The 19101-nt window shown below is 75.3% G+C and carries 22 protein-coding genes; 9 read left to right on the top strand and 13 right to left on the bottom strand.

Annotated elements, in window-relative coordinates:
- Positions 1 to 569, top strand: a 569-nt coding sequence (locus LFA75_RS17700) for a TetR/AcrR family transcriptional regulator (protein WP_318250023.1), incomplete at its 5' end; no start/stop codon positions are given.
- Here the strand turns inward: LFA75_RS17700 and LFA75_RS17695 are convergent.
- From LFA75_RS17695 to LFA75_RS17685, 3 genes are read right to left on the bottom strand one after another with little or no spacing between them, the layout of a single operon-like run.
- A complete protein-coding gene (locus LFA75_RS17695; RefSeq protein WP_225234915.1) occupies positions 544 to 1185 on the bottom strand; it encodes a cytidylate kinase-like family protein in 642 nt (213 codons plus the stop codon). The genes LFA75_RS17700 and LFA75_RS17695 overlap by 26 nt on opposite strands.
- Positions 1185 to 1664, bottom strand: coding sequence for a GNAT family N-acetyltransferase (locus tag LFA75_RS17690; RefSeq protein ID WP_225234914.1), 480 nt, complete (start codon positions 1662 to 1664; stop codon positions 1185 to 1187). Before LFA75_RS17690 ends, LFA75_RS17695 begins: the two co-directional genes overlap by 1 nt.
- Entirely contained in the window at positions 1651 to 2667 is a 1017-nt protein-coding gene (locus LFA75_RS17685) for a thiamine-phosphate kinase (RefSeq protein WP_225234913.1), read from the bottom strand. The genes LFA75_RS17690 and LFA75_RS17685 overlap by 14 nt, the downstream gene beginning before the upstream one ends.
- 83 nt (positions 2668 to 2750) lie before the next feature.
- On the opposite strand from LFA75_RS17685, the gene LFA75_RS17680 reads away from it, so the two are divergent.
- The 3 genes from LFA75_RS17680 (at position 2751) to LFA75_RS17670 (ending at position 4022) form a co-directional block, all read left to right on the top strand.
- Entirely contained in the window at positions 2751 to 2984 is a 234-nt protein-coding gene (locus LFA75_RS17680) for an Lrp/AsnC family transcriptional regulator (RefSeq protein WP_091242759.1), read from the top strand.
- 130 nt (positions 2985 to 3114) lie between these two features.
- On the top strand, positions 3115 to 3642 hold the full coding sequence (locus LFA75_RS17675; protein ID WP_225234912.1) for a DUF3515 domain-containing protein: 528 nt from the start codon (positions 3115 to 3117) through the stop codon (positions 3640 to 3642).
- Positions 3639 to 4022: a YchJ family protein gene (locus LFA75_RS17670; protein WP_225234911.1), complete on the top strand. Its 384-nt coding sequence runs from the start codon at positions 3639 to 3641 to the stop codon at positions 4020 to 4022. Before LFA75_RS17675 ends, LFA75_RS17670 begins: the two co-directional genes overlap by 4 nt.
- Positions 4023 to 4036: 14 nt before the next feature.
- On the opposite strand, the gene LFA75_RS17665 is transcribed toward LFA75_RS17670, so the two are convergent.
- Genes LFA75_RS17665 through LFA75_RS17645 form a run of 5 tightly spaced genes read right to left on the bottom strand, consistent with a single transcriptional unit; the run spans position 4037 to position 8737 of the window.
- Positions 4037 to 4675, bottom strand: a complete 639-nt coding sequence (locus tag LFA75_RS17665) for a DUF7373 family lipoprotein (protein WP_225234910.1) — start codon at positions 4673 to 4675, stop codon at positions 4037 to 4039.
- Positions 4672 to 5787 carry a D-alanine--D-alanine ligase family protein gene (locus LFA75_RS17660; protein WP_225234909.1) on the bottom strand — a complete coding sequence of 372 codons (1116 nt, stop codon included), beginning with the start codon at positions 5785 to 5787 and terminating at the stop codon, positions 4672 to 4674. Before LFA75_RS17660 ends, LFA75_RS17665 begins: the two co-directional genes overlap by 4 nt.
- Positions 5788 to 5811: 24 nt before the next feature.
- Positions 5812 to 6942, bottom strand: a complete 1131-nt coding sequence (locus tag LFA75_RS17655; RefSeq protein WP_225234908.1) for a cystathionine gamma-lyase — start codon at positions 6940 to 6942, stop codon at positions 5812 to 5814.
- On the bottom strand, positions 6939 to 7934 hold the full coding sequence (locus LFA75_RS17650) for an NAD(P)H-dependent glycerol-3-phosphate dehydrogenase (RefSeq protein ID WP_225234907.1): 996 nt from the start codon (positions 7932 to 7934) through the stop codon (positions 6939 to 6941). The genes LFA75_RS17655 and LFA75_RS17650 overlap by 4 nt, the downstream gene beginning before the upstream one ends.
- On the bottom strand, positions 7931 to 8737 hold the full coding sequence (locus LFA75_RS17645; RefSeq protein WP_225234906.1) for a lysophospholipid acyltransferase family protein: 807 nt from the start codon (positions 8735 to 8737) through the stop codon (positions 7931 to 7933). Before LFA75_RS17645 ends, LFA75_RS17650 begins: the two co-directional genes overlap by 4 nt.
- Before the next feature lie 150 nt (positions 8738 to 8887).
- On the opposite strand from LFA75_RS17645, the gene LFA75_RS17640 reads away from it, so the two are divergent.
- Complete coding sequence (locus LFA75_RS17640) at positions 8888 to 9193, top strand: hypothetical protein (protein WP_225234905.1); 306 nt, start codon at positions 8888 to 8890, stop codon at positions 9191 to 9193.
- A gap of 9 nt (positions 9194 to 9202) precedes the next feature.
- Here the strand turns inward: LFA75_RS17640 and LFA75_RS17635 are convergent, their stop codons facing one another.
- Positions 9203 to 9409, bottom strand: coding sequence for a hypothetical protein (locus LFA75_RS17635; RefSeq protein ID WP_225234904.1), 207 nt, complete (start codon positions 9407 to 9409; stop codon positions 9203 to 9205).
- Between the two features lie 136 nt (positions 9410 to 9545).
- Positions 9546 to 11261 (bottom strand): HNH endonuclease signature motif containing protein, encoded by a 1716-nt coding sequence (locus tag LFA75_RS17630; protein WP_225234903.1) that lies wholly within the window; start codon positions 11259 to 11261, stop codon positions 9546 to 9548.
- 698 nt (positions 11262 to 11959) lie between these two features.
- Here LFA75_RS17630 and cofC point away from each other — a divergent pair.
- The 3 genes from cofC to LFA75_RS17615 are packed head-to-tail and all read left to right on the top strand — an operon-like array spanning position 11960 to position 15585.
- Positions 11960 to 12574, top strand: a complete 615-nt coding sequence (gene cofC / locus LFA75_RS17625) for a 2-phospho-L-lactate guanylyltransferase (protein WP_225234902.1) — start codon at positions 11960 to 11962, stop codon at positions 12572 to 12574.
- 37 nt (positions 12575 to 12611) lie between these two features.
- Positions 12612 to 14672, top strand: coding sequence for an RNA degradosome polyphosphate kinase (locus LFA75_RS17620; protein ID WP_263639388.1), 2061 nt, complete (start codon positions 12612 to 12614; stop codon positions 14670 to 14672).
- A complete protein-coding gene (locus LFA75_RS17615) occupies positions 14656 to 15585 on the top strand; it encodes an NUDIX hydrolase (protein ID WP_225234900.1) in 930 nt (309 codons plus the stop codon). Before LFA75_RS17620 ends, LFA75_RS17615 begins: the two co-directional genes overlap by 17 nt.
- A 16-nt stretch (positions 15586 to 15601) precedes the next feature.
- Here LFA75_RS17615 and LFA75_RS17610 read toward each other — a convergent pair whose 3' ends face one another.
- The 3 genes from LFA75_RS17610 to leuC all read right to left on the bottom strand — a co-directional run bounded on the left by LFA75_RS17610 (position 15602) and on the right by leuC (position 18329).
- On the bottom strand, positions 15602 to 16189 hold the full coding sequence (locus LFA75_RS17610; protein WP_225234899.1) for a copper resistance CopC family protein: 588 nt from the start codon (positions 16187 to 16189) through the stop codon (positions 15602 to 15604).
- A 131-nt stretch (positions 16190 to 16320) separates the two neighbouring features.
- A complete protein-coding gene (leuD, locus tag LFA75_RS17605; RefSeq protein WP_225234898.1) occupies positions 16321 to 16914 on the bottom strand; it encodes a 3-isopropylmalate dehydratase small subunit in 594 nt (197 codons plus the stop codon).
- Positions 16915 to 16916: 2 nt separating this feature from the next.
- Positions 16917 to 18329 carry a 3-isopropylmalate dehydratase large subunit gene (gene leuC / locus LFA75_RS17600; protein WP_225234897.1) on the bottom strand — a complete coding sequence of 471 codons (1413 nt, stop codon included), beginning with the start codon at positions 18327 to 18329 and terminating at the stop codon, positions 16917 to 16919.
- Positions 18330 to 18410: 81 nt separating this feature from the next.
- Between leuC and LFA75_RS17595 the strand changes: the two genes are divergently transcribed.
- Positions 18411 to 19100 carry an IclR family transcriptional regulator gene (locus tag LFA75_RS17595; RefSeq protein WP_263639387.1) on the top strand — a complete coding sequence of 230 codons (690 nt, stop codon included), beginning with the start codon at positions 18411 to 18413 and terminating at the stop codon, positions 19098 to 19100.
- Position 19101 lies beyond the last annotated feature (1 nt).

Below are 19101 nucleotides of genomic sequence, written 5' to 3'. Positions count from 1 at the left end.
CGTCGGATGTGTATAAGAGGCAGGCCGTCGACGAGGCCGTGAAGACCGCCGTCCTCGAGCTGCTGGCCGAGCGCGGCTGGGACGGCATCTCCATGGACGCCGTGGCCGCCCGCGCCAAGGTGGGCAAGGCGAGCATCTACCGGCGGTGGTCCTCCCGGGTGCAGATGGTCGCCGAGACCATCGGGGAGCTCAACCGCGGCGAGGCCGCCGCACCGGACACCGGCACCCTCCGCGGCGACCTGCTCGAGGTGGTCGGGGCCATGGTCCTCACGCTGCGCGGACCGCTCGGGGACGCCTCGCGGGCACTGATCGGCGTGCTGCCGCACGAGCCGGACCTGGCCGCGGCCTTCCAGGAGGGTTCGCTGGGGGTCTGGCGGGACACCTTCCGCCAGGTCTTCGGCGCCGCGGTCGCCCGCGGCGAGCTCGACCCCACGCGCCTCGGCACGGCCGCGGCCGAGGCCGGGCCGGCCGTGGTGATGCAGCGCTGGCTGGTCCTCGGTCGACCGCTGGACGACGACCTGGCCCAGGAGGTCGTCGACGACGTCATGCTCCCGCTGCTGACCCGCTGATCCCCCGGGACCGGGCCGCCGCCACGACGAGGTCGACGACCAGGTCGTGGTCGAGCACCGTGGAGTCCAGCACCAGGTGGTAGTGCCGGGCCTCCGCGGGGTCGCAGCGGTGGAAGTGCCGCACGTAGGCCGTGCGGGCCCGGTCGGCGGCCACCAGCTCCCGCCGGACCTGGTCCTCGGGACGGCCCAGGTGGGCCACCGCGGCCCGCAGCCGGCGGCGCTCCGGGCCGTCGAGGCGGACGTGCAGCGCGTCGGGGCGGTCCCCGAGCACCAGCGCGGCGGCCCGGCCCAGCACCACTCCCCCGGCGCCGTCGGCGATGTCGGTGACCACCTGGTCGGTCTGCTCCCGGTAGCTGCGCTCGTCGGGCACCGCGGAGGCCGGCAGCACGCCGCCGACCGGGTCGGGCATGGTGCCCAGCGAGGCCACCACCCGCCACAGCCCGCGCACGACGCTCTCGTCGTTGGCCTCGGCCTCCTCGACCGGCACCCCCAGCCGCAGCGCGACCTGGGCCGGGATGACCCGGTCGTGGAACGGCAGCCCCAGCCGCTCCGCGATCGCCGGGGCGATCTCCGCACCACCGCAGCCGAACGTGGCCGACACCGTCACGATCCCCATCAGGACCCCTCCTCCAGGTTTTTGCCCAGGAACACCGCGCCCGGCGCGTCGGCGTAGACCCCGTACCCGGCGACCGGTGTGTACCCGGCACGGGCGTAGAGCGCCAGCGCCTCGGGTTGCCGGTCACCGCTGTTGAGCACCACCCGCCGGTGGCCCGCCGCCGCCGCGGTGGCCTCCAGGCGGGTGAGCAAGGCGTCGGCGACGCCGCGACGGCGGGCCTCCGGTGCCACGTACATCCGCTTGACCTCGACGGTCCCGGCGTCGTGCACCCGCCAGGCCCCGCACCCGACCGCGCGGCCGTCGACCTCGGCGACCAGCAGCAGCCCGGCCGGCGGCAGCACCTCGGCGGGGTCGACCTCCATGGCGTCGCGGCCGCCGTACCGGACGACGTACTCCTGCTGGACCGCCTCGACCATCTGCTGCACCTGCGGGTCGTCGTAGCCGGCGGCGCGCAGCACCAGCCCCTCAGAAGGAGACATGCCCGGTGCCCTCCCCCAGCCCCTCGGCGACGTCGGCCCCGTCGATGCCGTCGACCCGGACGCCGGGCGGCCCGGCCTCCACGACACCGATCCGGACGAACCCGGCCGGCAGGTCGGCGGCCGCCGGGAAGGTGGCCAGCAGGGCGTGGTCCTCCCCGCCGGTCAGCACCCAGCCCAACGGGTTCACCCCCGTCGCGGCCGCCACCTGGGCCAGCTGCCCGGCCGGGTCCACGAAGGACTCCAGGGTGCCGCGGTCCAGGTCCAGCAGCACCCCCGACGCCGCGGCCAGGTGCCCGGCGTCGGCCAGCAGGCCGTCGCTCACGTCGCACATCGCGGTGGCGCCGGCGTCGGCGGCCGCCGGCCCGGCGGCGTAGGGCGGGGTCGGACGGCGGTGCGCGGTGACCGGCCCGTGCGGTGAGGTGAACCCGCGGCGGAGCACCGCCCCCCCGCACGCCGACCAGCCCAGCCGACCGGCGACGGCCACGACGTCCCCCGGCCGGGCGCCGTCCCGGGTGACCGGGGCGCGACCCTGCAGGTCGCCGAGCACGGTCACCGACAGCACGACCGACGCGCTGTCCGGGGCGCTGGCCACGGTGTCCCCGCCGACGACGGCGGCGCCGTGCGGTGCGCACTCGGCGGCCATCCCGGTGGCCACGCCCTCCAGCCAGCTCGTCGGCGTGCCGGCCGGGCAGGCCAGCCCGACCAGCAGCGCGGTGGGCACCGCACCCATCGCGGCGACGTCGGCGAGGTTGGCGGCCGCGGCCTTGTGCCCGACGTCCTCCGCCGAGGACCAGTCCCGGCGGAAGTGCCGGCCCTCCACCAGGACGTCGGTGCTGGCCACCACGCGGCCGTCCGGGGTGCGGACGACGGCGGCGTCGTCCCCGGGCCCGACGTCGGCCAGCGCGGCCGTCCCGGCCCGGGCCACGACCCGGTCGACGACGGCGAACTCCCCCACCTCGCCGACGGTGTCCGCGGTGCCCGCCGGGGGGCGAGGGCGCGTCACCGGGCGCTCCCGGTCGCTGGGGTACGTTGCCGTCCAGGCCGCCGTCCGGCGGCAGCGCCGCCCTGCCCGAGGAGGGTTCTCCAGTGGTCCACGCCTACATCCTGATCCAGACCGAGGTCGGCAAGGCCGCCGCGGTCGCCCAGACCATCAGCGGGATCGACGGCGTCACCAAGGCCGAGGACGTCACCGGCCCCTACGACGTGATCGTGCGCGCCGAGGCCGGCTCGGTCGACGAGCTCGGTCGCCTGGTCGTCGCGCGGGTGCAGTCGGTCGACGGGATCACCCGCACGCTGACCTGCCCCGTCGTCAACCTCTGAGGCCGGTCCGCTGAGCGACCAGCCCGACCCGGGCACCACCGAGCCCGACAGCGCCGACAGCACCGACACCGTCGAGGCCGAGAGCATCGACGCCCCGGCCCCGCCGGACCCGGTCCGGCGGGCGGCGATCGTGGCCACCGCGGTCGCCGTGCCGGTGGTCATCGTGCTGCTGGTGCTGATCCGGGTCCTCGGCCCGGGCAGCTCGGACGACGATGCCGCGGCCGACGTCTCGGGGGCCACCCCGACCCAGCGCGATGAGAGCCCGGTCGAGGTGGAGACCCCGCCGATCACGCCCGAGGCCGACGCCGCCTGCCCCGCGCTGATGAGCCAGCTCCCCTTGGAGCTGGCCGGGTCGACGAGTCGACGTGTCGACTCGGACTCGCCCTACGCCCACGCCTGGGGCGACCCGGCGCAGGTGCTGATCTGCGGCGCCGACGCCCCGGCCGGGTTCGTCGTGGGTGGGCCCCAGCTGATCCAGGTCAACGGCGTCCAGTGGTTCGTCGACACCACCGACCCCACGGTCAACGTGTGGACCGCGGTCGACCGCACGGTCCCGGTGGAGATCTCGGTGCCGGCCAGCCAGGACGGGTCCATCCCCACCCTGCTGAGCCCGGTCATCGCCGGGGCGATCCCGTACGCCGAGCCGCAGCCCCGGTGACCCAGCGCTGTCCCTGCGGGACCGGGCTCACCTACGGCGAGTGCTGCGGCCGGCTGCACGACGGGACCGCCGCGGCGGGCACCGCCGAGCAGCTCATGCGCTCGCGCTACAGCGCCTTCGTCGTCGGCGACGCTGCGTACCTGCTGGCGACCTGGCACCCCGACACCCGACCGCCGTCGCTGGACCTCGACGGGGACACCCGCTGGCTGGGCCTGGACGTGCTGGCCGTCGAGGGCGGCGGCCTGCTGGCGGCCGAGGGCACCGTGGAGTTCCGCGCCTCCTACCGCGCCGACGGGGGGCGGGACGCCCAGCACGAGCACAGCCGGTTCACCAAGGTGGCCGGTCGCTGGCACTACCTGGACGGGGTCTCGCTGGGCTGACCGTTCCGCCCCGCTCAGCCGCGGGGCAGCCGGTCCAGCTGCTCGTCGACCAGGTCCTCCACCTCGGCGAGCGCGGCGTCGGAGGTGTCGCCGACGACCGCGACCGACACGGTGAACGGGCCGTGTGCGCACCAGGCGAAGGCGGCCGGCCCGGTCAGCCCGCTCTCCTCGGCCGGCTCGTCCACCGACAGGGTGGCGCAGCCGTCGGGGAGCTGCGCGGGGGTGCGGTCGGGGTTGCCGCCGTAGTAGTCGGTGTCGTTGCGGGCGAGGTCGGCGGCGTAGGAGGCCGCGCCCGTCGTCCCGTCGAACTGGTCGAGGAAGACCGAGGTGAGGCCGCCCTCCTCGCGCCAGAACCGCTCCCAGCCCCAGCGGTAGCCGTAGTCGGTGAGCACGTCGGCCTCGCGCTGCGCGTCGTCGGCGTAGCCGGCCACGTCGTCCAGCGTCTTGGGCCCGGCGGGCGGGTCCAGCTCGTCGTCGGGGACCCGCGGCAGGCCGGACGGGACGTCGGTGAGCACCAGGTCGCCGAGCCCGGCCGCGTCGCCGGGCAGGCCCCCCACGCTGGCGGTGGCCACCGGCGTGGCCGTGCCCGGGACCGCTGCAGAGCACCCGGTGGCCAGCAGCCCGACCAGCACGAGACCGAGCCGGCGGGTCACCCCTGGGCGAGGGCGCCGGCGACGAGCCGGTCGACCAGCTCGGGGTAGGTGACGCCGGAGGCCGCCCACATGCGCGGGAACATCGAGATGGGCGTGAAGCCGGGCATGGTGTTGACCTCGTTGACCACCAGCTGGTCGGCGCCGGTGACCGGGTCGGTGCCGAGGAAGAAGTCCACCCGGGCCAGGCCGCGGCAGTCCAGCGCGAGGTAGGCCCGGCGGGAGACCTCCTGCACGGCGGCGGTCTGCTCGGGCGTCAGGTCGGCGGGCACGTCGAAGTCGACGGCGTCGTCGAGGTACTTGGCGTCGAAGTCGTACCAGTCGACGCCGGCCTTGAGCCGGATCTCCGCGGGCAGGCTGGTGTCGGGCAACCCGCCCCCGACGGCGGCGAGGACGCCGCACTCCACCTCGCGGCCGGGGACGGCGGCCTCCACGACGACCTTGGTGTCCACGGCGGCGGCGGTGGCCACGGCGGCGTCGAAGTCCGCCCAGTCCGAGACCTTGGTGATGCCGATGCTGGACCCGGCCCGCGAGGGCTTGACGAACACCGGCAGCCCCAGCCGCTCGCGCTGGCTGGCCGACAGCGCCGACGGGTCGGTGGTGAGCGCCCCCGCGGCGTCGCGCAGCACGACGTGGTCGCCCTGGGTGATGCCGGCCGCGGTGAGCAGCTTCTTGGTGAACTCCTTGTCCATGGACGCCGCCGAGGCGAAGACGCCGGAGCCCACGTAGGGCAGCCCGCTCATCTCCAGCAGGCCCTGGATGGTGCCGTCCTCGCCGTAGGCGCCGTGCAGCACCGGGAACACCACGTCGACGTCGGTCAGCCGGCCGAACGCCTCGCCCGGCTCCAGCACCGACAGCCCGCGGCCGGCCGGGTCGCCGACCAGGGACACCGCCGTCCCGCCGGTGACCTCGGGCAGCCGGCCGCCGGAGATGGCCAGCGGGGAGCCGTCGTGCAGCACCCAGCCGCCCTCGCGGGTGATCCCGACCGGGACCACCTCGTAGCGCTCGGGGTCGAGCGCGGCCATCACGCTGCCGGCGGAGACGCAGGAGATCGCGTGCTCCGCGCTGCGCCCGCCGAAGACGACGGCGACCCTGGTCCTGCGTGTCTCGGTCATCGCCCCGGACCCTATCGGCCGGGGTCAGACCAGGGCGTCCAAGGCGGTGGTCAGGTCGGCAACCAGGTCGGCGGTGTCCTCGATGCCGCAGGAGAACCGCACGAACCCGTCGGCGACGGCGTCCCCGCCCCACTGCGCGCGGCGGTCGACGGTGGAGTGCACGCCGCCGAAGCTGGTGGCCGCCAGCCACAGCCGGCTGTGCCGGACCAGGGCGTGCACGGCGGCCTCGTCGGCCAGGGTCGCCGACACCACGCCGTTCATCCGGAGCATCTGCCGGGCGGCGATCTCGTGGGAGGGGTCCCCCGGCCGTCCGGGCCAGCGGACCCCGGTGGCGGCCGGGTGGTCGGCCAGCAGCTCGGCGACGGCGGCCGCGGTGGTGGCCTGCCGGGTCAGCCGGAGGTCCAGGGTGCTCATCGACCGGTGGGCCAGCCAGGCGTCGAAGGCACCCGGCCCGTTGCCGGTGCGGTCCCGCCACGCCTTGAGCCGGGTCTGCAGCTCACGGCCGCGGTCGGTGCGGGCGGTGGACACGTGCCCCATCAGCAGGTCGCTGTGGCCGGTCAGCGCCTTGGTGTCCGCGCCGATGGTGAGGTCGGCGCCCAGCGCGAGCGGCCGCTGGCCCAGCGGGGTGGCGGTGGTGTTGTCCACGGCCAGGACCGCGCCGGTCGCCCGGGTCGCGGCGGCCACGGCGGCGATGTCGCAGACGTCGAGCTCGGGGTTGGACGGCGTCTCCAGCAGCACCAAGGCGGCGCCGTCCAGGTCCCCGCGGGCGGCCGCGTCGGCGATCTCCAGGGTGGGCACCTGCTCGACCACGACGCCGAACCGGGCCAGCTCGCCGTCGCCCAGGGCGCGGGTCTGGTAGTAGCCGTCGCTGGGGATGACCACCCGGTCACCGGCCCGGAGGACGGCGAACATCGCCGCGCTGATGGCGGCCATGCCGGTGGCGAAGGCCAGGCAGTCCCCGCCGTCCAGGTCGCCGACGGCCTCCTCGAACACGCGCAGCGTGGGGTGCCCGGGCCGGGCGTAGAAGTCGGCGGCGTAGGGGTCCTCGCCCAGGTGGTACGGGGCGGCGAAGACGGGGCTGGGCCGCAGCGGGGTGCCCGGGATCGGGGGCTCGTCACCACCGCGGACCACGCGGGTGCCGTCGGACCAGCTCACTCGGACTTCGCCTCCCTGCTCATGATCTCCCGGACCATCTGGGCCGGGGACTCCCCTTCGTGGCACACCCGGACGACGGCCTCGGTGATCGGCACGTCGACGCCGTGCGCCCGGGCCAGGTCCAGGACCGACCGGCAGGACTTGACGCCCTCGGCGGTCTGCCGGGTGGCCGCGATCGTCTCCTCCAGGCTCATGCCCTGGCCCAGGTGCTCGCCGAACGTGCGGTTGCGCGACAGCGGCGAGGAGCAGGTGGCCACCAGGTCGCCGAGCCCGGCCAGCCCGGAGAAGGTCAGCGGGTCCGCGCCCAGGGCCAGGCCCAGCCGCATGGTCTCGGCCAGCCCACGGGTGATCAGCGAGGCGCGGGTGTTGTCGCCGAAGCCGAGCCCCTCGGCGACGCCGGCGGCCAGGGCGATGACGTTCTTCACCGCGCCGCCCAGCTCGCAGCCCACGACGTCGGGGTTGGTGTAGGGCCGGAAGTAGCGGGTGTGGCAGGCCGCCTGCAGCGCCTCGGCGCGGTCGGTGTCCGAGCAGGCGATGACGGTGGCCGCCGGCTGCTCCTCGGCGATCTCGCGGGCCAGGTTGGGACCGCTGAGCACCGCGACCCGGTCCGCCGAGGCGCCGGTGACCTCGCAGATGACCTCGCTCATCCGCCGGGTGCTCCCCAGCTCGATGCCCTTCATGAGCGACAGCAGCGTGGCGCCGGGAGGGATCAGCGGTGCCCAGGCGGAGAGGTTCTCCCGCAGCGACTGCGACGGGATGCTGAGGACGACGACGTCGGCGCCGTCCAGGGCCTCGGCCGGGTCGTCGGTGGCGCGGAGGCGATCGGGCAGCGTGATGCCGGGCAGGTAGTCGGCGTTCACCCGGTCGGCGGTGATGGCCCGGGCGAGCTCGGGACGGCGGGCGTGCAGGGTGACGTCGGAACCGGCGTCGGCGAGCACCTTGGCGAACGTCGTCCCCCAGCTGCCCGCGCTCAGCACCGCGGCGCGGGTCACGCGGCGCCCGCCGCGCCGGGCAGGTCGCCCGGGGTGCGGCCGGGCCGCGGGTGGATCGCGACCGGGGGCGTGGTGCCGCGGATCTCGCCGAGCTGGTCGCGGACCCGGCCCATGAGCCGGTCGGTGGTCAGCTGGAGCAGCTCGGCCGACAGCGGGCGGCCGGTGCGCACCTGGTCCCGCAGGTCGGCGATCTCGACCGGCTCCCCCACCAGGTAGTCGGCGCGGGTGCGCAGCCGCAGGTGCAGCTTCTTCGCGTGGTAGTCGTGCACCCGCTGCGGGCCCCACTGGGCGAGCGGGACGACGACGGCGTCGGTGGTGAGGGCCAGACGGGCGGCGCCGGTGCGCGGCTGCATGGGCCACCAGTCGGGGTCCCGGGTGACGGAGCCCTCCGGGTAGATGATCACGACCTCGCCGGCGGCCAGGGCCTGCTCGGCGGCGCTCATCGAGGACTGCGCGGCCGAGGTGCCGCGGTAGACCGGGATCTGGCCGGCGGCGCGCAGGATGGTGCCGGCCAGGCCGGTGAACACCGCGGACTTGGCCAGGAAGCGCGGGACCCGGCCGGCATCGTAGACCAGCATCGCGCAGGCCAGCGGGTCCAGGACCGAGACGTGGTTGGCGACCAGGAGGACCCCGCCGGTGGCCGGGATGCGCTCGGCGTGCCGGAGGCGGAGGTCGTAGATCAGGCCGCAGACCGGCCACACGACGAGCAGGCACATCGTCAGCGCCCAGTCCAGCTTCGGCCGCGGCCGCCACCGTCGCCGCGGCCAGGAACTCCCCGGACCGGGGACGGCGTCAGGACTCACCCGGTCAGTTTGCCCCGTCAACCACCGGACCAGGTCGCACGGGGGTTGACGCGCGCCGGGTGGGCCAGCACGTTGTGCCCGTGACCGCCCTCCGGGAGAGCCCGGCGCCCGCCCGCACCTCCCCGCCGACGGGCCGCGGTCGCCGCCGCCGTGCTGCTGGTGCCGGCCGCGGTGTACGGGTGGGCGGTCGTGCTGCCGTGGGTGCGCGGTGAGGGGCTGCTGCAGACCGAGGGCCGGGTCCTGGACCTCGTCTCCCCCGCGCTGGCCCTGCTGGGGGCACTCGTCGCGCTGGTGCTGAGCGGGACTGCGCTGCTGTCGGCCGCGCGGCTCGGCGGCGGCTCCGTCGGGCGCGGCACGGTGGTGGTGCACGTCGTCGTGGCGGCCGTGGCGCTGGGGCTGCTGGCCTGGTTCCTGTCCCCGGCGGGTGCTGCGCTGCACGCCGCGCAGTTCGACTGACCCCGACGGTCAGCCGCCCCCGCCACCACCTCCGCCGCCGAGCATCCAGCTGCTGCGGTTGACCGCGCCGCGGGTGTCGGAGGCCGGGCCGTCGCCGTCGGCGGCGTACCAGCCCTCCCGCCGGCGCCGCACCGCCCGACGCAGGAGCAGTGCGCCGACGACCACCAGGACCAGCACGACGACGCCCGTCACGACGAGCTCCCCCACCGGGATCATGTTCCGACCCTAGGGCTGGCCGAGGTGCTCGGCAGGGAACAGCAGCACGACGAACGGTGAACGCTGCACCCGGGCCGCCGGGCCGCCGGGCCGCCGGGCCGCCGGGCCGGTCGCGGCCGATCTCGGCCCGCGCAGGTCAGAACGGCGGTGGGTCTGCGGCGGGGTCGTAGGGCGGTCGCGGCTCGTCGAGCAGGTCGAGGACCTCGCCCATCGCCGGGGGCCTGGTCGTGCGGGTGGTGCCGCCGGGGGTGGTGACGTGCAGGGTGCCGTCGGGGTCGATGGCGAACCGCCAGCCGAGCGCGTGGGTCTTGAGGCGGTGGTGCCGTCGGCAGAGCATGGCCAGGTTGCTGACGCAGGTCGGTCCACCGCGTTCGGGGTCGTGGTGGTCGTAGGGGATGACGTGGTCGGCGTCGCAGGCGCGGGCGACTTGTCGGCAGCCGGGGAAGCGGCAGTGCCGGTCGCGGGCGCGCAGGTACCGGTACTGGGCGGCGGTCGGTGTGTAGCCAGGTGCCGGTGGTGGCGGTCCGAGTCCACGCCCGCCCTTCGCAGCGGCGACCAGCTCCTCGGGGGTGGCGACGGCGAGCAGTCGGCCGCGCTCGCCGGTGATGGTGAGGTCGAGGTCTCCGCCGTCGGGGTGCGTCAGGCCGAGGGCATCGATCCGTTGCAGCAGCGACCGAACCGCGGCCGGGGTCACCGGTAGCCCGCCGACGTGCCCTACCCGACTGCCGCCGCGGGCCGGGGTGTCCTGGCGTGCCTGGTCCCCCGAGGGCCTTGGGTCCCGCGTTGCCGGCTCGGCGTCGGCGTCGGCGTCGGCCGCCTCTTCTTCGGGCGCCTCTTCTTCGGCCTCTTCGTCCTCGGCCGCTCCGTCATTGGCCGCGTCGTCGCTGGGAACGGTGCCCTCGGCTGTTGCCGAGTCGGCCTCCGCCGGGGCGTCGGGGAGGAGGTCGGCGAGGTCGGCGTTGATGGTCACGTGAGCGACCGCGGGGTCCTGGGCTTCCCAGGGGCGGGTGATGAGGGTCGCCACCAGTTCGGTCTCGATCTCCCCGGCCCGGCGGTCGTCACCGTCGGCCTTGCGCTCCCGCGCGAACGCCGCCAGTTGTGCCTTCACCAGCTTCGCGGTCGCAGCCTCCATCCCGGCCACCCGCACGTCGGCCAGGCCGTCGCCCGTCCCCTGCACCCGCCCCCCGGCCTCCCGCTTGCGCAACTCGCGCCGCCGGTCCGCCGCCGCAGGGTCAGCAGCGATCAGCGCGGCCTCGAGCCGGTCCCGCAACGTCGACGGCGCGCACCCAGCCGCGGCCCACGCCACCCCGCGCGCGGCGACGGCATCGACGATCGCGTCGTCGACCGGGCCGCCCCACGACCGGGCCTGGTAGCGCAACGCCCGCACGATCGCCTTGGCGCGGGTCTCGTCGATCCGCTGATCAGCCAACGCCTCCCAGACCGCCGGGAACTGCCGGACCAGGGTGAGGTCGTCGTCGACCAGGTACCGGGCCGACCCGACGGACATGTTCAGCAGCACCGCGACCTCATCGGGCAGGAAGTCGTCAGCGGCTTGGACCGAGGGGTCGAGGTCCGGGTCGGCGTCGGGGCGGGTGTCGGTCCGGGCGCCTGGCGCGAACGGGAGGGGCTGGCGGGCGCCCAGGGTGGCTTTGCGCTCGATCAGGCCGGCGCGGTACGCGGCCAGGGCCGACATCTGCTTCTGCACCGACGCCAGCTCCGCATCGAGCTCGGTACCGGAGAGCCCGGCGGCGGCCGCGAGCTCGGTCAGCCGCGGGACCGGCGCGGCGTCGACGGGGACGGCGGTGACGTAGGGGGTCACCTCCACCCGGAACCGTCGCGCCGTCGCTGTCATGGACCTAGTCCACCAGAGGGGTCTGACAGAAACGGGCTGCAGAACGGGCCGCTGACCAGCTAATTCTGTGTTCGGAACCCCTCACCGGGGGTGATCGAAGGGGTTCGGTGGCTCTGCGCCGAGAGTGGTTCGCGCGGAGCCTCCGCCGGGTTGAGAGGTGCAGAGCTGGCGCCGGCGCCGGTCCAGGACCTGCGACCGGCGGCAGCCCCCCGGCACGATGGCCCGGGCCAGAGAGCATCGACAAGACGGACCACGCGAGGACGGGGCACCGGGACAACGGCTCGACGGCAGCGGACTCGGGCAGGGACCCGGGGCATGAACAAGGCTGCGGGCGCCCGCAGCGACCGGGGCATGAGCAAGGCCGCGGGCATCCGCAGCGACCGGAGCATGACCAGGGCCGCTGGCTCCCTCAGCGAACGGGGCGCGACCGGGGGCGGAGTCCAGGCGAGGACGAGACCAAGGACGGAGGCCCCCGGCGGCACGGACGGGCTCGATGACCGGCGCACGGGCAAGGCCGCGGACGACCGCAGTCACCAAGACAAGGCCGAGGGACGCCCGAAGGCACCTATGAGGACCTGTACCGCGGCCCGGCCCGGCCCTCGGCCGAGCGCAGGACCCGGGCGGCCGGCGGGGCAGGGCCGCCCGCGGAGATCCGGGTCAGGCGTCGAGGTGCAGGGAGATGTGGCAGCGTTGCGCAGGTGCAGCGCTGGTCGGTCGTCGTCCCCGCGAAGCGGCTCGCGCTGGCCAAGACCCGGCTGGGGCCCACCGGCGGCCGCGCCGAGCACGAGGCGCTCGTCCTCGCCCTGCTCGGCGACACCCTCGAGGCCGCGGCGGCGGCGCCCTCGGTCGGCGCGCTCTGGGTGGTGACCGACGACCCCCGGGCAGCCGCGGTCGCCGCCCGCCTGGGCGCCCGCGTGGTGGCCGGTGAACCCGCCGGTGGCCTCAACGCCGCGCTGCGGCACGGCGCGGCCGCGACCGGCGCCGCCTGGGTCGCTGCGCTGAACTCCGACCTCCCCGCCCTGCGCCCGGCCGAGCTGGACGACGCGCTGACCCGCGCCGCCGCCGTCCCCCGCTCCTTCGTCGCCGACGCCGAGGGCACCGGCACCACCCTGCTGGCCGTCACCACCGGAGACCTCGCGCCGTCGTTCGGGCCCGGCTCGGCCGCGGCGCACGCGGCGTCCGGGGCCCTCGCGCTGGACGGCGACTGGCCCGGTCTGCGCCGCGACGTCGACACCGCCGAGCACCTCGCGGCGGCCCGGGCACTGGGCGCCGGGCCGCGCACCCGGGCGGCCGAGCACGAGGCCTGTGCGTGAACACCAGCCGTTCACCGGCGTAGGAGAAGATGTCGCGGTGTCCGAGACCCAGACCGAGACGGCCCAGCACGCCGACCGCTTCCTGAACCGCGAACTGTCCTGGCTGGACTTCAACGCCCGGGTGCTCGAGCTCGCCGAGGACCCGGACGCCCCGCTGCTCGAGCGGGTCAAGTTCCTGTCGATCTTCGCCAGCAACCTCGACGAGTTCTACATGGTCCGGATCGCCGGGCTGAAGCGCCGGCACAGCACCGGTCTCACGATGCGCTCCCCCGACGGGCTGACCATCCGCGAGCAGCTGTCCCGCATCGCCGCCCGCACCCAGGAGCTCGTCGCCCGGCACGCCGCCGTCTTCGTGCAGGACGTCGCGCCCCGCCTGGAGCAGCACGGCATCCGCATCGTGCACTGGGGCGAGGTCGCCGACGGCGAGTCGATGCGGCTGCGCGAGTACTTCCGCGACCAGGTCTTCCCGGTGCTCACCCCGCTGGCCGTGGACCCCGCGCACCCGTTCCCCTACATCTCCGGCCTGTCGCTGAACCTCGCGGTGTCCGTGCGCGACCCCGAGACCGGCGCCCCGCGGTTCGCCCGGGTCAAGGTGCCCGACAACGTCCCCCGCTTCGTGCCCGTGGTGACCGAGGACGACGAGTCGGTCTTCCTCCCCCTCGAGGACCTCATCTCCGCCCACCTCAACCAGCTCTTCCCGGGCCTGGAGGTCATCGACCACCACCTGTTCCGGGTCACCCGCAACGCCGACGTCGAGGTCGAGGAGGACCGCGACGAGGACCTGCTGCAGGCCCTGGAGCGCGAGCTTGCCCGCCGCCGGTTCGGTCCCGCCGTCCGGCTCGAGGTCACCGACTCGATGGACCCGCAGATCCTCGACGTCCTGCTGCACGAGCTGGAGGTCTCCCCCAACGACGTGCTGCACGTGCCCGGGCTGCTCGACCTCGCCGCCCTCATGGCCCTCTACGGGCTGGACCGCCCGGAGCTCAAGGACGACCCGTTCGTGCCCGGCACGCACCCCCGGCTGTCCGAGGGCGAGACGCCCAAGAGCGTCTTCGCAACACTCCGCGAGGGCGACGTGCTGGTCCACCACCCCTACGACTCCTTCGCCACCAGCGTGCAGCGGTTCATCGAGCAGGCCGCCGCCGACCCGCTGGTGCTGGCGATCAAGCAGACGCTGTACCGCACCTCCGGTGACTCCCCGATCGTGCAGGCCCTCATCGAGGCGGCCACCGCGGGCAAGCAGGTCGTGGTGCTCGTGGAGATCAAGGCCCGCTTCGACGAGGAGGCCAACATCAGCTGGGCCCGCTCGCTGGAGCGCGCCGGCTGCCACGTCGTCTACGGCCTGGTGGGCCTGAAGACGCACTGCAAGACCGCCCTGGTGGTCCGCCGGGAGAACGGGGTGCTGCGCCGGTACTGCCACATCGGCACCGGCAACTACAACCCGAAGACCGCCCGCATCTACGAGGACCTCGGCATCCTCACCGCGGACCCGCGGGTCGGCGCCGACCTCACCGACCTGTTCAACACCCTCACCGGCTACTCCCGGCAGACCACCTACCGCTCGCTGCTGGTGGCCCCGCACGGCGTCCGCGCCGGGCTGCTGGAGAAGATCCGCCGCGAGGCCCGGCACGCCGCCGAGGGCCGCCCGTCGGGCATCCGGATCAAGGTGAACTCCCTCGTGGACGAGGAGCTCATCGACGCCCTGTACGAGGCCTCGGGCGCCGATGTGCCGGTCGAGCTGTGGATCCGGGGCATCTGCGCCCTGCGGCCCCAGGTCCCCGGGCTCAGCGACAACATCCGGGTCCGGTCGATCGTGGGCCGCTTCCTCGAGCACTCCCGGGTCTGCAACTTCCTCAACGACGGGTCGCCCGAGTGGTGGCTGGGCAGCGCCGACCTCATGCACCGCAACCTGGACCGCCGGGTCGAGGTGCTGCTGCGGATCAGCGACGTGCACGCCACCGAGCAGCTGCAGCGCATGTTCGACGGCGCCATGGCCGACGACGTCCGCAGCTGGCAGCTCGGTGCCGACGGCAGCTGGACCCGGACCGGGCAGCGCGACTTCCAGGCGCGGGTGATGGCCGGTGAGCTCGCTGGCTGAGCGCGTGCAGCCCGCCGCCGGCGGTGCCGTCTGGCGGCGGGGTGCGGGCGGGGTGCTGGAGACCGCGGTCGTGCACCGGCCCAAGTACGACGACTGGTCGCTGCCCAAGGGCAAGCTCGACCAGGGCGAGCACCCGCTGCAGGCCGCGGTCCGCGAGGTCGGCGAGGAGACCGGTCTGCAGGTGGCCGTCGGACGGCGCAGCGTGCAGACCCGGTACGTCCACCGGCACGGCCCCAAGCGGGTGGACTACTGGACGATGCAGCACGTGGCCGGCGACTTCGTGGTCAACGACGAGGTCGACGAGCTGCGCTGGCTGCCGGTGCCCGCGGCGACCGAGCTGGTCACCCACCCGCACGACGCCGCGGTGCTGGCCGACCTGGCCCGCACCGACGTGCCGCGGTCGCCGACCCTGCTGCTCGTCCGGCACGCCAGCGCCGGCGAGCGCAGCGACTTCGACGGACCCGACTCCGGCCGCCCGCTGGACGGCCGCGGTCGGTCTCAGGCCGCCCGGCTCGCCTCGGTGCTGACCGCCTTTGCGCCCACCGAGGTGCTCGCCGCTCCCCCGGTCCGCTGCGTCCAGACCGTCACCCCGCTGGCGGCCGCCCTGGGCGTGCCGTTGGGCCAGGTGCCCGAGCTCGGCGAGGACGGCTTCGGCGACGACCCGCAGGCCGGCATCGACCTGGTGGAGAGCTGGCTGGAGCCGCGCCCGCAGCCCGGGGTCACCGTGGTGTGCAGCCAGGGCGGCGCGATCCCCTCGGTGCTCATGGCGCTGGGCGTCCGCTACCCGGGGACGGCGGGCGCGCTGTGGCCGCCGTCGGCCAAGGGCAGCGTCTGGGTGCTCGGCGGCCGGCCCGGGGCGCTGCTGTCCGACTACTACCGCGACTTCCCGGCCGACCCGGACGCCCCGGCCTGACCCGGGGCGCCGGCGCTCAGCCGCGCCGGCGTCGTCCGACCGCGACACCGCCGGCACCCAGGAGCACCACGGCCACCGCGACCCCGATCGCCACGCCGGAGCCGCTGCCCTCGTCCTCCGGGGTCTCCGCGGCGGCCTCGGCGGGCCGGGCCGGGACCGGCTCGGGGGTGGCAGCCGCGGGGCTCGGGGCCGCCGCGCTGCTGGGTGCCGGCTCCGGTCCGACGGGTGCGGCGACCGGGCCGGCGTGGTCGAAGGCGACCGTGCCGGTGAGGTCGTGCCCGTCGGCCGAGGTGACCGACCAGGTGATGGTGTGCGGGCCGGTCGCGGTCGGCGCCACCGGGACGGTGACCGCGCTGCCCTCGCCGGTGGCCGTCCCGGTGCTCACCACGGCGCCGTCGGGACCGGCGACCGTCACCTCCGGGCCGCGGACCGACCCGCTGAAGGTCAGCGTGACCGCCGACAGCGGCTCGGTGACGGTGCTGCCCTCGGCCGGGCTGGACGAGGTCAGCGAGGTGTGCGCCTGGGCGGTGCCGGTGGCCCCCAGCCAGCAGGCGAGCAGCAGGAGCGGGAGCAGCAGGACCCGGCGGGGTCGGGTGGTGGGCACGGAGGGCCTCTCGGTCGCGTGTCGGGGATCCACCGGGTTGGTCGTCGTCCGCACCCCGCTGGTTCCCGGCCGGGACGACCGGAGGCCGCCGTCCCGGGTCGGGACGACGGCCTCCGGGCCGGGCGCGGCGGTCAGGCCAGCGTGCGGGGCTTCCACGAGGGGCGGGCGGCCTCGAAGGCGTCGATGTCGTCCAGGTGCCGCTCGGTGAGCCCGATGTCGTCCAGGCCCTCGAGCAGCCGCCAGCGGGTGTAGTCGTCGATCTCGAAGCCGCTGACCCGGTCGGCCCAGCGGACCTCCTTGGCGACCAGGTCGACGGTCACCGGCAGGGTCGGGTCGGCCTCGCAGGCGTCCTGCAGCGCCTCGACGTCGGCCGGCGGCAGCACCACGGTCAGCAGCCCGGACTTCGTCGAGTTGTTGCGGAAGATGTCGGCGAACCGGGCGCTGATGACCACCCGGAACCCGCCGTCCAGCAGTGCCCAGTTGGCGTGCTCGCGGGAGGAGCCGGTGCCGAAGTCGGGGCCGGCCACCAGGACCGAGGCGTCGGCGTACTGCGGCTGGTTGAGCACGAAGTCGGGCTCGTTGGTGCGCCAGGCGACGAACAGGCCGTCCTCGAAGCCGGTGCGGGTGATCCGCTTGAGGTACTCGGCCGGGATGATCTGGTCGGTGTCCACGTTGCTGCGCCGCAGCGGGGCCGCGGTGCCGGTGTGGGTGGTGAAGGCGTCCATGCTCAGGCTCCTGCGGGGACGAGGTCGGCCGGGGCGGTCAGCTTCCCGGTGATGGCGGTGGCCGCGGCGACGGCGGGCGAGACCAGGTGGGTGCGCCCGCCCTTGCCCTGCCGGCCCTGGAAGTTGCGGTTGGACGTCGAGGCCGACCGCTCGCCGGGGGCCAGCTGGTCGGGGTTCATGCCCAGGCACATCGAGCACCCGGCCCCGCGCCACTCGGCGCCGGCGGCGGTGAAGACGGCGTCCAGGCCCTCCTCCTCGGCCTGCTGCTTGACGAACACCGACCCGGGGACGACGAGCATCCGGGTGTCGGCGGCGACGTGCTGGCCGCGCAGCAGCTCGGCGGCCACCCGCAGGTCCTCGATCCGGCCGTTGGTGCACGACCCCAGGAAGACGGTGTCGACGCTGATGTCGCGCAGCGGGGTGCCGGCGGTCAGGCCCATGTAGGCCAGCGCGGACTCCGCGGCCGCCCGGTCGGACTCGTCGGCGAAGGACGCCGGGTCGGGCACCGCGGCGCCGATCGGCAGGCCCTGGCCCGGGTTGGTGCCCCAGGTGACGTAGGGGGTCAGCGATGCGGCGTCGATGACGACCTCGCGGTCGAAGACGGCGTCGTCGTCGGTGCGCAGCTCGCGCCAGGCGGCGACGGCGGCGTCCCAGTCCTCGCCGGTGGGGGCGTGCTCGCGCCCGGCCAGGTAGGCGAAGGTGGTCTCGTCGGGGGCGATCAGCCCGGCGCGGGCACCGGCCTCGATCGACATGTTGCAGATCGTCATCCGCGACTCCATCGACAGGCCCTGGACGGCGCTGCCCCGGTACTCGATGACGTGGCCCTGCCCACCGCCGGTCCCGATCTCGGCGATGACGGCCAGGATGAGGTCCTTGGCGCTGACGCCCACCGGCAGCTCGCCGTCGACCCGGACCGACATCTGCTTGGCCGGCCGCTGGGTCAGCGTCTGGGTGGCCAGCACGTGCTCGACCTCGCTGGTGCCGATGCCGAAGGCCAGCGCGCCGAAGGCGCCGTGGGTGGAGGTGTGGCTGTCGCCGCAGACGATCGTCATGCCCGGCTGGGTCAGGCCCAGCTGCGGGCCGATGACGTGCACGATGCCCTGGTCGCGGGTGCCCATCGGCGCCTGCCGGATGCCGAACTCCGCGGTGTTGGTGCGCAGCGCCTCGACCTGCGCCCGGCTGACCGGGTCGGCGATGGGGGCCAGCAGGTTCGTCGTCGGGACGTTGTGGTCCTCGGTCGACATCGTCAGGTCGGGACGGCGGACCGTGCGCCCGGCGGCCCGCAGCCCGTCGAACGCCTGCGGGCTGGTGACCTCGTGGACGAGGTGCAGGTCGATGTAGAGCAGGTCCGGCTCGCCCTCGGTGCGCCGCACCACGTGCTGCTCGTAGACCTTCTGCGCCAGGGTCTGCCCCACGGCTGCGCCTCCTCAGGCTCGGTTGCATCTCATTGGATGGGATGCAAGTATCAGCTCGTGGGACAGCCTAACCCCGTCGGCGTGCTGGACAAAGCGGTCTCGATCCTGCACGCCGTGGCGGACGAGCCGGCGAGCCTCGCGGAGCTCGTCCAGCGCACCGGTCTGCCCCGTGCGACCGCCCACCGGCTGGCCGTGGCCCTGGAGGGTCACCGGCTCGTACGGCGGCTCCCGGACGGTTCCTGGGCCCCCGGCGCGGCCCTCGCCGAGCTCGGCCGCGGCGGCACCGACCTGGCCGACCGGCTGGCCGACGCCGCCGGCCGGCACCTGGTCACCCTGCGCGACGCCAGCGGCGAGAGCGCCCAGTTCTACGTGCGGGACGGCTCGGCCCGGGTCTGCGTCGCGGCCGCCGAGCGGCTCACCGGCCTGCGCGACACCGTGCCGGTCGGCGCCCGCCTGCCGATGACCGCCGGCTCCGCCGCGCACGCGCTGCTCGCCTTCTCCCCCGCCGACGAGGTCACCCCGCTGCTGTCGGCGTCCTCGTTCACCGCCCGCACGCTGCTCGACGTCCGGCGCCGCGGCTGGGCGCACAGCGTCGCCGAGCGCGAGCCCGGGGTGGCCTCGCTGTCGGCGCCGGTGCGCGACGCCGGCGGCGCGGTGCTCGGCGCGGTCTCGGTCTCCGGGCCGGTCGAGCGGCTCGGTCGCCGGCCCAGCCCGGACGTCGTCGGCGCCGTGCTGGACGCCGCCGCCGCGATCGGCCGCGCCGTCCGCTGAC

Origin of the sequence: Klenkia terrae (genome assembly GCF_900491935.1) — a bacterium.
GTDB classification, from domain to species: domain Bacteria; phylum Actinomycetota; class Actinomycetes; order Mycobacteriales; family Geodermatophilaceae; genus Klenkia; species Klenkia terrae.
Note: the sequence above shows the minus strand (reverse complement) of the source record. Positions and strands in the feature narration are given on the sequence as shown.